Consider the following 12,981-nt stretch of genomic DNA (forward strand, 5'->3'; position numbering starts at 1 on the left):
CTCCTCGCGCCCGGGGATCCGGAATCCTACCGGTGGGCGGGCCGCACGAGGTGGACCTGGGGGCGCCCGTCGGGGCCGGGCGTGACGGTCACCCGGGCGCCGAAGTGGCGGGCCAGCAGGGGCTCGGTCAGCACGTGACCGACCGGGCCGGACGCCACCGTCCGCCCGGCCGCCAGGAGCAGCATCGTGTCGGCGTACTGCCCGGCGAGGCCGAGGTCGTGGATGGTCGTGACCACGGTGAGCCCGTCGGCCAGGCGCAGGCCGTCCAGGAGTTCGAGCACCTGCTGCTGGTGGCCGAGGTCGAGCGCGGTGGTGGGCTCGTCGAGCAGCAGCACCGGGGCCTGCTGCACCAGCGCGCGGGCCAGCACGACGCGCTGCCGTTCTCCCCCGGACAGGTGCCCGAGCGGCCGGGACGCCAGTTCCGTCAGGTCGAGCCGTTCCAGGACCGACCAGGTGACCTCGCGGTCGTGCCTGCCCTCCCGGCCGAGGTAGGGGATGTACGGGGTGCGGCCGAGCAGGGTGTACTCGCGCACGGTGAGGCCGGCGGGCAGCAGCGGGTTCTGCGGCGCGTACGCCATGAGCCTGGCGCGCCGCCGCGCCGGTAGGCCGCGCACAGGAGTGCCGCCCACCAGCACCTCACCGCGGACGTCGAGCAGGCCGCTGATCGCGCGCAGCAGCGTGGTCTTGCCCGCGCCGTTGGGGCCGATCACGGCGACCCACTCCCCCGGTGCGGCGGCGAGATCGACTTCGGACAGCACCGCACGCCCGTCGAGGTCCGCCGACAGGCCACGCACGACGACGCCGCCGGTCACGGGTCGGCCGATCTGGTGGCGCGCAGGACGGCGACGAAGAACGGGGCGCCGATGAAGGCGGTCACCACGCCGATGGGCAGTTCGGCGGGGGCGAGGGCGGTGCGGGACACCAGGTCGGCGAGCACCAGGAACGACGCACCCGCCAGCAGGGACAGGGGCAGCACCACGCGGTACGAGCCGCCCGCGAGGCGCCGTACGGCGTGCGGCACGACCACGCCGACGAAACCGATCAGCCCGCCGACCGCGACGGCCGACGCGGTGGCGAGGGACGCGGCGCACAGGATCGCCAGGCGGGCCCGGCCGGCGTTCACCCCGAGGCCGGAGGCCTCGTCGTCGCCGACGGACAGCACGTCGAGCACGCGGCCGTGGGCGAGCAGGACGGCGGCCGAGACCAGGGCGTACGGGGCGATCAAGCGGACCTGCGCCCAGTCGGAGCCGACGCCGCCGAGGATCCAGGAGTAGATGCGCTGGAGCCGGTCCACCTTGATCTGCTGCACGAAGGCCTGCAACGCCGACAGGAACGACGCCACCGCGACCCCGGCGAGCAGCAGTGTCGCCGTACCGCCGCCGCGCCCGGCCGTGCGCCCGAGTGCGTACGCCAGCATCACCCCGCCGGCCGCCCCGGCGAACGCCGCCAGGGGCACCAGCGCGTCCACCTCGATCAGCACGATCATCAGCGTGGCGGTGAAGCCCGCGCCGGCCGCCGCCCCGAGCAGGTAGGGGTCGGCGAGCGGGTTGCGGAACACCCCCTGGTACCCGGCCCCCGCCATCGCGAGCAGCCCGCCGACGAGGGCGGCCAGCAGCACGCGCGGCAGCCTGAGCTGGAACAGCAGCCCGTACTCGACGGGCGACAACCCCGAGTCCGCCGACACGAACGGCAGCCGGTCGAGCAGCGCGAGCAGCACCCCCCTGACCGGGATGCCCGCCGCCCCCACGACCAGCCCGGCCAGCAGGCACACCGCCAGCACGGCCGAGGCGAGGACGTACCCCACCGGCCGCGTCCAGGCGGGCCGCGCGTCCAGGCGGCGGCCCTCCGGACGGCCGCCCCCGTCGTCGGGGAGCGGCGGCTTCAGGAGGCGGCCCTCCCGGCGCAGCGGTTTCGAGAGGCGCGGCGGTTTCAGGAGGCGGCCTTCTCGACGGCCGCGCCGACCGTCTCGACGAGGTCGGCGACCCGGGGGCCCCAGCGGGAGGCGATGTCGTCGTCCAGGAGGATCACCTGGTCCTTGGCGAGGGCCGACAGACCCGCCCAGCCGGGGCGTTTCGCGAGGGTCTCCTTGGTCTGGCCGCAGCACTTGGTGTCGGCCAGGAAGATCAGGTCGGGGTCGGCCTCGACCACGAACTCGCCGGACAGCTTGGGGTAGCCGCCCGCCGGGTCGGGCGCCTCGTCGGCGATGTTGGTGAGCCCGAACAGCCCGTAGATCTGCCCGATGAAGGTGCTGGACGTCACCGAGTACGGCGTGCTGTCCAGCTCGTGGTAGAAGCTGAGCTTGTTGTCCTTGGGCGCGGCGGCGGTGAGCCGTTCGATGCGCTGGCGCATCGTGGCGACCACCTCGCCCGCCTTGGCGGTGTTGCCGGTGGCGGCGCCGAGGTCGGCGATCTGGTCGTAGCTGTCGTCCAGCTTCACCGCCGCGGGTTCCAGCAGCACCGGCACGCCGACCTTGGCGAGCGCGGCGACGATGCCGCCGGTGTCGTTGGCCAGCACCACCAGGTCGGGTTTCTGGGCGATGATCGCCTCGGCGTTCGGCTTGAACCCCGACAGGCCGGTCTTCGGCGCCTCGGCGGGGTAGGTGGACTGGTCGTCCACCGCGACGACCTGCGGCCCGGCGCCGATGGCGAACAGCCCTTCGGTCGCGCTCGGCGACAGCGACACGATGCGGGCCGGGCGGGCGGGGACGGTCACCGCGCCGTTGCCCGCCTGGACGGTCACCGGGAACCCGGGCGCGGCCGCCGGGGAGGCGGACGCGGAGGCGCCGGGGGCGGCGCCGGGGTCGCTCTGTCCGCATCCGGCCAGCGCCGGCAGTCCGAGCACCAGGCACGCCGCAGCCGTGCGAAGCAGCCTCATGGGGGTTCCTCCTGATCACCGCGGATCAGGGGACCCGGCGCGGGCGACGGATCACCCTTTTCCACGAGGGTTGACGGCGTCCACGCGGCGGGCAGGCGACCTGGCTCGGCCCGGGGGCCTCACAGTTGCGGGACAGCGCCGGAATCGCACCGGACTTCGCTGCACGCCACGCGTCCCCCGAACCGTACCAATCCGCTCCCGGTCCGCCGGGGCCGGTGCCCGTGATCCTCCGGCCCCCCCGGCCGGGCACCGGGGTCACACGAGCTGGGACTCGGCCGCGGCGATGAGTTCCTGCAGGTGGAGGCCGTGGGCGGCGTTCAGCGGGTGGTCCACGCGGCGGGCGCGGACGGTGGCGGCGAAGTCGGCGGCCATCTCGGGGAAGACGTCGTAGCCGAGGTCGCCGCCGTCCAGGACCTCGCTGCCGTGCTGACCGTAGACGGCGACACGGGAGGTGCCGCGGTCCACCGAGGCGGCCATGGTCAGGGAGGCCTCGCTCATCGCGCCGGTCGCGTGGTCGAGCAGCAGGCCCGTCCAGCCGAGCGGGTGGCCGTGGGCGCGGATCGCCACCACGCGGCCGAGTGCGGCGTCGAGCATGTCGATCATGTGAGGGCCGAGGTCGAGGATGGCGCCGCGCTGGCGCCGCCATGGCGAGTCGATGGTGTGCAGAGCGCCTGAGATGTTCACGGCGTGGCCGCCGAACGGCGCGATGGCGCGGACCCGCTCCAGGAACGCGCGGGTGGCGGCGGAGTACCGGAAGGTGAGCACCATCTGGCTCGGCACGCCGGCGGTGGCGACGGCGTCGGCGAGGCGGCGGGCGCCGTCCAGGTCCGCGGCGAGCGGCTTCTCCAGCAGCAGCGCCTTGCCCGCCTTGGCGGCCTGCACGGCCAGCTCGGCCTGCACCGCGGGCGGCACGCAGAAGGCGACGGCCTCGCAGACGTCGAACAGCTCCTCGACGCGCTCGTACACCGGCACGCCGAGCCTGGCCGCCGACCTCGGGCGGCGGGCCCACACCCCGACCAGCCGGGTGTGCGGTCCTTTGGCCAGTGTGGGCGCGTGCACCGCCTCCGCCCACTGCCCCGCTCCGACCAGGCCCACAGAAACCGGCTCCACAGCGCTCCATTCCAGAAATGTCCTGATAACTGAAAATCTGGCGATGACGTGCCGAGGGTAGACCATCGCCGTCCCACGGGGGCGCGATGAGGCCACGGCACCGGCGGCCCAGCGGAAACGTGCGGAGATGGTAGCGCGGCGGGCCGTCGTCACCCGGTTCGTACGGTCGGCAGGGCCTCCCGGTTCACCGCGTGAGGCCGGAACTTGTGCGGTTTCTCGCTGATTGCGGGATCCATACAGCTCTGACTAGATGGGTTGATCGACGTAAGAGATCGTGATAGGTCATGCATCACGTGCATTTCGCCGTAAGAGCAGGTTTGTCTTCTTCGTGGCTCTTGCGGCGCCCGGTGTGCGAGGGAGCGCTGTCACCGTATGCGCTCTACCGGGTAGAACGAAGTGGGAGATTCATCGCGATGCCGGTCGTTGGTGGCGTGCCGCGGATCCGGCGCGCCGTACGAGGCACTCTCACCCGCGCGATGCCGCGCCTGGCCCGTGAACCGGCCGACGGGCTGGCCGCGCTGGGCGTGGAGGCGGGTGGGGACGTCGTCCGTCTGCGGCTCGGGCCGTTCCGTCCCTATCTGGTGACCCATCCCGACCACGTGCAGCACGTGTTGCGCGGCAACTGGACCAACTACGTGCGCCAGGGCATGTTCTGGCGTCCGCTGAACCGCCTGCTCGGCGACGGCATCCTCGGCGACGGCGACACGTGGGCGTCCAGCCGCAAGATCCTGCAGCAGGTGTTCACCGCCAAGTACGTCACCTCGCTGGCCGGCGCCATCGCGGCCACCATCGACACGCGGGTCGCCGAGCTGGACCGGCACGCGCGCACCGGGCGCCCCGTGGACGCCGCCCGCGAGATGGCCGCCATCGTCAACCAGAGCGTGGTCCGGGTGCTGTTCGGCGACGCCGTCTCGCGCGAGGACAGCGAGCGCCTGATCACCGCCTACCACGCGGCCGACGCCGCGGTGTCGTTCCGCCTGCTGCTGCCGTTCCTGCCGTACGGCATCCGGGTCCCCGGCGACCGCGCGTTCCTCGCCGCGGTGCGCACCGTGGACGACGTGGTGCTGCCGGTGATCCGCCGCAGGGCCGCCGCGCCGGACGCCTCCGGGGACGACGTGGTGTCGGCGCTGTGCCGCGCGCACGCGCCGGACGGCGGGCCGGTGGACGAGCGCCGCGTGCGCGACGACCTGGTCAGCGTCTACGCCGCCGCCTCCGAGACCACCGCGACCACCCTGACCTGGTTGTGGCCCGTGCTCGACGCCCACCCCGAGGTGGCGGCCGCGTTGTGCGACGAGATCGAGCGGGTGGTCGGGACCGGCCCCGCCCGGCCCGAGCACGTCCCCGAGCTGCGCTACACCATGATGGTGCTGCGCGAGGTGATGCGGCTGTACCCGGCGGGCTGGCTGTTCCCCCGCATGGCGGTGCGCGACGACGTCATCGGCGGCACCCCCGTGCGCGCCGGGTCGATGGTGCTGATCAGCCCGTACGTCACCCATCGCCTTGAGGAGTTCTGGGAGCGCCCGCTGGAGTTCGACCCCGGGCGGTTCGCGCCCGAGCGGGCCGAGCGGCGCCACCGCTACAGCTACTTCCCGTTCGGCGGCGGTGCACACCAGTGCCTCGGCCAGCACCTGTTCACCATGGACGCCCCGCTCATCGTCGCGGCGCTGCTCAGCAGGTACCGCCCGGTGCTGCTCGGCGAGGGCCCCTACACGCCGGCGCCGACCGCGCTGCTGCGCCCGGCCCGCAGGGTGCGCCTGCGGCTGCGCCAGGTGGCCGCGGCCGGGGCGGTCTGATGACGGTTCGCGGGTGGACCTCCGCCGCGGAGGCCGGTTCGGTGTGCGCGGTGGCGGGGCGGTGCCAGCGCGACCTGCTCGGGTGGATGGCCGCCTACCCCCGCCTGTTCCGGGCCGCGCCGTTCGACGCCGGGCTCGCCGGGACGCTCGGCATGGCGATGGCGTTCAGCGGGCCGTGGCTCACCGCCGGCGAGCTGCGCATGGCGAACAAGACGTCGCTGTGGGCGTTCGGCCTGGACTGGCTGGTGGACTACGCGGCCACGACCGCCGACGAGGTGGACCACATCGTGGGGCGCTGCCTGGCCGTCGCCGGGGGCGCGCCGCCCGCCGAGGGGGACGAGCTGAGCCTCTTCCTCGCCGACATCCGCGGCGAGCTGCTGGCCACGCCGTCGTACCCGTGGCTCGGGCCGGTGTGGCACGAGGAGCTGCGGGCCATGCTGGAGGCGATGGGCCGCGAGCGGGCCTGGCGGGACGCCGGGACGGCGCCGTCGTTCTACGAGTACCTCGGCAACGCCGACAACCTCGGGTTCACGTTCGCCTTCACCGCCCATCTGCTGCACACCGGGGAGCCGGGGGACGACACGCACCTCGGGCGGGTGCTGGACGCGGCGCGCGAGGTGCAGCGCGTGATCCGGCTGCTCAACGACCTCGGCACCTACGAGCGGGACGTCGAGTGGGACGACCTCAACGTGCTGCTCCTCGGGGTGTCCCGCGCGGAGGTGGAGCGGCACATCGCCGCGCTGGCCTCCCGCGCCCGCGACCTGATCGCCCTGCTGCGGCCCGAGCTTCCCCGCGTCGCCGACTACCTGGAGCGCCAGATGGACTTCTGTGCGGGCTTCTACGCGCTCGGCGACTACTGGGGAAGCCTGTGACGGGGCTCGACCGCGCGGACGTCGCGGCCCGGGCCCGCGAGGTGGTGGGGGGCCTGCTCACCCGCCCCGGCGGCGAGGTCTCCCCGTCGGTGTACGAGACCGGCCGAATGGTGGCCCTGGCCCCCTGGTTGTCCGGCCACCGCGAACGCGTCGCGTACCTCACCTCCACGCAGGGCACGGACGGCACCTGGGGGCCCCACGCGCGGTACGCCCTGGTCCCCACGCTGAGCGCCGCGGACGGGCTGCTGGCCGAGCTCGGGCCCGAACGGCGAGCGGAGGCGGGCTACGGCGACCGGCCGGACGCCGAGACGGTGGCCTTCGCCGTACGGCGGGCGTTGCGCGCGTTGTGGAGGCTCGGCGACGCCTCCTCCCCCTGCGGCGACGGGGCACTGCCCGACACCCCGGCCATCGAGCTGATCGTGCCGGCCCTGGTCATCTCGATAAACCAGCGCCTCCACCAGCTCGGCCCGCCCGGCGTCGCCCCCCTCCCGCTGCCGGACGGCGCCGACGGCACCCGCCTCGCCGCCGTCCGCGCCCGCCTGCTGTCCGGCAAACCGGTCCCCGAGAAGCTGCTGCACGCCCTGGAGGTGGCCGGCGACGCCGCCACCCGCGCCCCCGGCGTGCGCCCCACCCCGGCCGGCGTCATCGGCGCCTCCCCCGCCGCCACCGCCGCCTGGCTCGGCGAGGCGGGCCACGCGGACGAGGGGGCCGAGGGGGCGGCGTGGGCGTTCCTGGACGAGGTGGTCGCGGCGCACGGGGGGCCGGTGCCGTGCGGGGTGCCGATCACGGTGTTCGAGCGGGGGTGGGCGCTGAGCTGGCTGGTGCGGGCCGGGATCTCGGTCGTGGTGCCGGAGGAGCTCGGCCTGAGCCTGCTCGGCGCGGCGGAGCCGGGGGGCGTGGCGGCCGGGGCGGGGCTGCCCGCGGACGCGGACACCACCTCGGTGGCGCTCTACGCGCTGGCGCTGCTCGGGTCGCCGCGGGCGCCGGAGAGCCTCTGGGACTACCACGTGGGGCCGTACTTCTGCACGTGGCGGGGCGAGGACGGGGTCTCCACGACGGTGAACGCGCATGTTCTTGACGCGTTCGGGCAGTACGTCGCGGTCTGCCCGCAGGCACGGCCGCGGTACGGGGCCGTGATGGCGGGCCTCGCGGAGTGGCTCGCAGGACGGCAGGACGAGGTGGGGAGCTGGAGCGACCGGTGGCACGCCTCGCCGTACTACGCCACGGCGTGCTGCGCGCTGGCGCTCGGCGCGTTCGGCGGCGAGGCTTCGGACGCCGCGGTGCGGCGGGCGGTGCGGTGGGTGCTCGAGACGCAGCGGGCGGACGGTTCCTGGGGGCTCTGGCGCGGCACGGCCGAGGAGACCGCGTACGCGATGCACCTGCTGCTGCTCGCCGGGCGGCCCGGCGACACCGCAGGTGAATCGCTCGCCGCGGCGGCCCGCGGCTACGCGTACCTAATGCGCACGGAGCGAGAAATCGGGGTAAAAAGCAACGGACGGGAGACTTGGGAGGTTTTTCCACCTATGTGGCATGACAAAGACCTGTACCTCCCGAGAACCATCGTCCAGGCCGTGGTGACGGCGGCCCTGCATCTCGCCCAGCGCGAGCCCGTGATCACTGCGTGGTACCAGGCACGTGCGCGGAACGGGCACACGGCCGCGCACAACGGAGCCACGGATCAGGGTAGGACGGAATTAACTCGACATCTTTACAAAAATCACAGCAGGCTGTCGTGAAGCCGTTTTCCCGCGTGCTAGGGTCTCCCGACGTAAGCGGTGATATCCCCCTAGTGCCTTTGATTCACCGCTATATTCCGACAAGACCATACACGTAGGGATGTTCGCCGGGGTGCCGTACCACGGGATCCCGAATAACCGCCTGGGGTGGAGCCGTGCGCTTGCGTAACTCGCGTGTCCGGGTCAAGGTCACCGCGCTGCTGGTGTCGCTCATCGCCCTCTGGGGCTTCGCCGCCTGGGTCACCACCCGGGAAGGCCTGAACGTCCTGTGGGTCTCCGCCCTGGACTCCGGCGTCGCCGTGCCCGGCGAGCGCCTGCGCGACGAGCTCCAGCGCGAGCGCCGCCTCACCGTCGTCCTGCTGGCCGACCCCGGCTCCGGTGCCCGCCGCGCCGCGCTGAGCGCCCAGCGCCGCCGCACCGACAACGCCGTCGCCGAGTTCGGCCGCCTCACCACGAGCGACGGCACCCGCGCCGCGGCGGGCGAGACGCTGCTCCGCCGCATCGACCAGGCCAACCGCCAGGCCGCCGTCCTGCCGGGCCTCAGGAAGCTCGTGGACGCGGGCGCGGTGGACCGCGCGAAGGCCGCCCAGACGATCACCGCGGTCATCGAGGCCCTCTACAAGATCTACGACTCGATGGCGACGCTGGACGACGCCGGGTTCGCCAAGGACACCCGCACGTTCATCCAGCTCAGCCGCGCCCTGGAACTGCTCGCCCAGGAGGACGCCATCGCGGCCGGCGCGCTGATCGCGGGTGGCTTCACCGACGGCGAGCGCGCACGGTTCGCGGGGAACGTCGGCGCGCAGCGGTTCCTGATGAACACCGCCGCGGGGGAGCTGCCCCCTCTGGACCGCGCCGACTACGACCGGTTCACCAGCGGCGAGGCGTACGAACGCCTGCGCCGCCTGGAGGAGCGGATCATCGAGTCGCCGCGGGCCGAGTCGCCCGCGGTGGACGCCGAGACCTGGGAAGCCGCCACCACCGACGTGCTCGCCCAGCTCGACCGGCTCATCACCGTCGGCGGCGACCGGCTGGTCGAGCGGGCCACCCCCATCGCGATCGGCGTCATCGTACGGCTCGCCCTCGCCGGCGGCCTCGGCCTGATCGCCGTCATCGCGTCCATCGTGCTGGCCATCACGACGGCCCGCGCCCTGGTGCGGCGCCTTGAGGAGCTGCGCGCCGCCGCCCTGGACCTCGCCGCCCGGCGGCTGCCCTCGGTGGTGGACCGCCTCGGCCGGGGCGAGGACGTGGACGTGGCGGCCGAGGCGCCGCCCCTGGCGGTCGGCAGCGACGCGATCGGCCAGGTGGGCCAGGCGTTCAACACCGTGCAGGAGACCGCGGTGCGGGTCGCGGTGCAGCAGGCGGAGATGCGGCGCGGCTACCGCGCCATCCTGCTCAGCCTGGCGCGGCGCACCCAGTCGCTGGTGCACCGGCAGCTCACCGTGCTGGACACCATGGAGAAGCGCGAGTCCGACCCCGCCGAGCTGGCCGACCTGTTCCGGGTGGACCACCTGGCCACCCGCATGCGGCGCAACGCCGAGAACCTCATCGTGCTCTCCGGCGCCTCCCCCGGCCGCGCCTGGCGCCGCTCGGTGCCGATGGTCGACGTGGTGCGCGGCGCGCTCGCCGAGATCGAGGACTACACCCAGGTCGAGCTGAGCCCCATGGACGACGCCGACCTGGCCGGGCGCGCCATCGGCGACGTGATCCACCTGCTGGCCGAGCTGATCGAGAACGCCGTGTCGTTCTCACCGCCGTACGCGACGGTGCGGGTGAGCGGCCAGGTCGTCGGCAAGGGCTACGTCGTCGAGATCGAGGACCGCGGGCTCGGCATGAGCCAGGAGGACCTCGCCGCGGCCAACCAGCGCATCGCCGACCCCCCGGAGTTCAAGCTCACCGACACCCCGCGCCTCGGCCTGTTCGTGGTCAGCCGCCTCGCGGCACGGCACCGCATCCAGGTGACGCTGAAGTCCTCGCCGTACGGCGGCACCACCGTCATCGTGCTGCTCCCCCGTGAGCTGATCGGCCCGGACCCCGACGCCCCGGACGGCCCCGGCGTGCCCGCCGGCGACCAGGCGCCCCCCCGGCAGGACCGGGGCGACGCGCCCGGCGGGTCCCGCAGGGCCGACCCGTGGCGGCTGCAGGACGAGCGCAGCGGCCGCGGCCGGGAGCCGCGGCCCGACCTCCCTCGCGGCCCCGGGCGGCAGCCGGAGCCCGACATCACCCCTGAGGGCCCCGAGGAGCCCCGCCAGGAGGAGGCCGGCGGGGAACGGGCCGTGCGGGCCGTGCGGGCCGTACGGTCCCACGACGCCGCCCCGCCCTTCCCGCAGGCCGCCCAACCTCTCCCCCCGTCCCAGAGCAACGGCCCCGAGCGCCCCCGGCATGCCGCCCCGCAGCCGCCGGCGCCCACCACGCCGTCCGGCCTGCCACGCCGGGTGGCGCAGTCGCATCTGGCCCCTGGCCTGCGCGCGGAACCGCCCGCGCGCCCGGCCGCCCCGGCGGAGCCCGCCGGGGAACGCACGCCCGAGGAGACCCGCCGCATGCTGGCGGCCTTCCAGTCCGGTACCGAACGCGGCCGCGCCGAGGCCGCCCGCCCACCCCACCCAGATCACGGCGATCCGGGGGAAGGAGCGTGATGACCAGCCTCTCCGACGACCCAGGGCAGGAGCAGTGGCTGGACGAGGAGGCCGGGCGGATCGTCCGGCCCTACGTGATGACCCGTGGCAGGACCAAGCCGAGCCGCGGCAAGTTCGACCTCATCACCCTTGTCATGACCACCGGCGCCCCCACGCCGGGCCAGCCGGGCCTCGGGCCCGAGCACCTCACCATCGTGGGCATGTGCGAGGAGCGCCCGGTGTCGGTGGCCGAGATCGCCGCCCACCTGGACCTGCCCGCGGGCACGGTGCGCGTGCTGCTCGGCGACCTGGTCGACCGGCGCCTCGTCGCCGTCCAGGAGCCGCACCGGGACAACGAGGTGCTGAGCCTGGACACCTACAAGGCGGTGCTCAATGGCCTACGGGCGCTCTGAGGGGCGCCCCGGCGGGCCCATGAGAGCGCCGACCGCGGTGAAGATCCTCATCGCGGGCGGGTTCGGCGCGGGCAAGACCACCATGGTCGGCTCGGTGTCGGAGACCCGCCCGCTGCGCACCGAGGAGACGCTGAGCGACCGCGGCACCGGCATCGACGACATCTCGGGTGTGGAGAGCAAGACCACCACCACGGTGGCGATGGACTTCGGGCGCATCACCATCGGCCCCGACCACGTGCTGTACCTGTTCGGCACGCCGGGCCAGGAGCGGTTCTGGTTCGTGTGGGACGAGCTGGCGCTCGGCGCGATGGGCGCGGTGGTGGTCGCCGACACCCGCCGGCTGGACGGCTGCTTCCCGTCGGTGGACTACTTCGAGCGGCGCCGCACGCCGTTCGTGGTGGCGGTCAACTGCTTCGAGGGCGCCCGCACCTACGAGCTGGACGAGATCAGGCTGGCGCTGGACCTGAACGCGCGCATCCCGGTGGTGCTGTGCGACGCCCGTCGCCGCGAGTCGAGCAAGAACGTGCTGGTCACCCTGGTGGAACACGCCATGCGCGCCCGCCACCCCGCAGCGACCTGACCACGGCGACCGCGCAACGCCCACCGCACCCGGCGACCCGCGTGGGGGCCCGGTCGGGGATGATGGCGCGATGGACGAGCTCATACTTCTGCGGCACGGCGCGACCGAGTGGAGCCGCGCGCTGCGGCACACGGGGCGCACCGATATCCCCCTCACGCCGGAGGGCGAGGAACAGGCACGCGCGCTGACCGGCGCGCTCAAGGGCAGGACGATCTCCCTGGTGCTGACCAGTCCCGCGGAACGGGCCCGGCGCACGGCCGAACTGGCCGGTCTGACGGACTTCCGGACCGACACGGACATGTGGGAATGGGACTACGGAGGTTACGAGGGCATCACAACCGCCGAGATCCGCGAAAGCCGGCCCGGCTGGTACCTGTGGCGCGACGGCGTGATCCCGGGGGACGCCGCCCACCCGGGCGAGACCGTGGAGCAGGTCGGGGAGCGCGCCGACCGGGTGATCGCGAGGGTGCTGCCGGTCGAGGGCACCGCGGCGCTGGTCGCGCACGGCCATTTCCTGCGGGTGCTGACCGCGCGCTGGCTGGGGCTGCCGCCGCACGACGGGAAACTGTTCAAGCTGGACACGGGCACGGTGTCCGTGCTCGGCTTCGAGCACGGCGAGCGGGCCGTCAGCCGGTGGAACGCACCGATCTGACCTGGCCGCGAGGACCGGTCACGCGGCCGGCGCCTGCGGCTGCGGGCCGCGGCCGGTCAGCCACTCCAGGACCTTGCGGTGGCCCCGGCGGGCGTCCTCGAAATGACCCCAGCGCCAGTATCGGGGCTGGTCGCGGACTCCCGTGACCCAGGTGCGGTAGGCGACCGGACGGCTGCCGCCCTCTGTGGAGGCCGCGGACGCGACGCCGTAGGTACGGATCACGACGCGGCCCCCCGGTGCGAACAACACGTCATCGGCGACGGGGTAGAGCGTCATCTGGTCCAGCATCGGGCCCCCAGGAACATCAAGCGCGGCGGAAGCCACCAGTGTGCCGGA

At 73.9% G+C, this 12,981-nt stretch carries 12 protein-coding genes and 1 riboswitch; of the genes, 7 read left to right on the forward strand and 5 right to left on the reverse strand.

The genetic code is table 11. The features are described from left to right. Positions 1–26: 26 nt before the first annotated feature. From ABGB17_RS31385 to ABGB17_RS31400, 4 genes are all read right to left on the reverse strand, one after another. Positions 27–812: an ABC transporter ATP-binding protein gene (locus ABGB17_RS31385; RefSeq protein ID WP_347636374.1), complete on the reverse strand. Its 786-nt coding sequence runs from the start codon at positions 810–812 to the stop codon at positions 27–29. Next, positions 809–1,804 (reverse strand): iron ABC transporter permease, encoded by a 996-nt coding sequence (locus ABGB17_RS31390; protein WP_347636377.1) that lies wholly within the window; start codon positions 1,802–1,804, stop codon positions 809–811. The genes ABGB17_RS31385 and ABGB17_RS31390 overlap by 4 nt, the downstream gene beginning before the upstream one ends. Before the next feature lie 125 nt (positions 1,805–1,929). Further along, the gene (locus ABGB17_RS31395; protein WP_347636381.1) at positions 1,930–2,874 is read right to left on the reverse strand and encodes an ABC transporter substrate-binding protein; all 945 of its coding nucleotides are present in this window, start codon (positions 2,872–2,874) and stop codon (positions 1,930–1,932) included. A 99-nt stretch (positions 2,875–2,973) separates the two neighbouring features. Continuing rightward, positions 2,974–3,029: riboswitch (cobalamin riboswitch) on the reverse strand. Positions 3,030–3,129: 100 nt separating this feature from the next. Continuing rightward, positions 3,130–3,984 (reverse strand): Gfo/Idh/MocA family oxidoreductase, encoded by an 855-nt coding sequence (locus ABGB17_RS31400; protein ID WP_347636385.1) that lies wholly within the window; start codon positions 3,982–3,984, stop codon positions 3,130–3,132. A 413-nt stretch (positions 3,985–4,397) separates the two neighbouring features. On the opposite strand from ABGB17_RS31400, the gene ABGB17_RS31405 reads away from it, so the two are divergent. The 7 genes from ABGB17_RS31405 (at position 4,398) to ABGB17_RS31435 (ending at position 12,645) form a co-directional block, all read left to right on the forward strand. Then, positions 4,398–5,777 carry a cytochrome P450 gene (locus ABGB17_RS31405; RefSeq protein WP_347636388.1) on the forward strand — a complete coding sequence of 460 codons (1,380 nt, stop codon included), beginning with the start codon at positions 4,398–4,400 and terminating at the stop codon, positions 5,775–5,777. Beyond that, positions 5,777–6,649 carry a terpene synthase family protein gene (locus tag ABGB17_RS31410; RefSeq protein WP_347636393.1) on the forward strand — a complete coding sequence of 291 codons (873 nt, stop codon included), beginning with the start codon at positions 5,777–5,779 and terminating at the stop codon, positions 6,647–6,649. Before ABGB17_RS31405 ends, ABGB17_RS31410 begins: the two co-directional genes overlap by 1 nt. Beyond that, on the forward strand, positions 6,646–8,385 hold the full coding sequence (locus tag ABGB17_RS31415) for a prenyltransferase/squalene oxidase repeat-containing protein (RefSeq protein WP_347636396.1): 1,740 nt from the start codon (positions 6,646–6,648) through the stop codon (positions 8,383–8,385). Before ABGB17_RS31410 ends, ABGB17_RS31415 begins: the two co-directional genes overlap by 4 nt. Positions 8,386–8,540: 155 nt before the next feature. Then, positions 8,541–11,021, forward strand: coding sequence for a nitrate- and nitrite sensing domain-containing protein (locus ABGB17_RS31420; protein ID WP_347636400.1), 2,481 nt, complete (start codon positions 8,541–8,543; stop codon positions 11,019–11,021). Further along, positions 11,021–11,413, forward strand: coding sequence for a DUF742 domain-containing protein (locus tag ABGB17_RS31425; RefSeq protein ID WP_347636404.1), 393 nt, complete (start codon positions 11,021–11,023; stop codon positions 11,411–11,413). Before ABGB17_RS31420 ends, ABGB17_RS31425 begins: the two co-directional genes overlap by 1 nt. Before the next feature lie 19 nt (positions 11,414–11,432). Next, entirely contained in the window at positions 11,433–11,993 is a 561-nt protein-coding gene (locus ABGB17_RS31430) for an ATP/GTP-binding protein (RefSeq protein WP_347636408.1), read from the forward strand. 70 nt (positions 11,994–12,063) lie between these two features. Next, positions 12,064–12,645, forward strand: coding sequence for a histidine phosphatase family protein (locus ABGB17_RS31435; protein WP_347636412.1), 582 nt, complete (start codon positions 12,064–12,066; stop codon positions 12,643–12,645). A gap of 18 nt (positions 12,646–12,663) precedes the next feature. On the opposite strand, the gene ABGB17_RS31440 is transcribed toward ABGB17_RS31435, so the two are convergent. Next, a complete protein-coding gene (locus tag ABGB17_RS31440) occupies positions 12,664–12,921 on the reverse strand; it encodes a hypothetical protein (protein WP_347636415.1) in 258 nt (85 codons plus the stop codon). Positions 12,922–12,981: the final 60 nt, after the last annotated feature.

The sequence above is a fragment of the Sphaerisporangium sp. B11E5 genome (genome assembly GCF_039871875.1).
Classification (GTDB): domain Bacteria; phylum Actinomycetota; class Actinomycetes; order Streptosporangiales; family Streptosporangiaceae; genus Sphaerisporangium.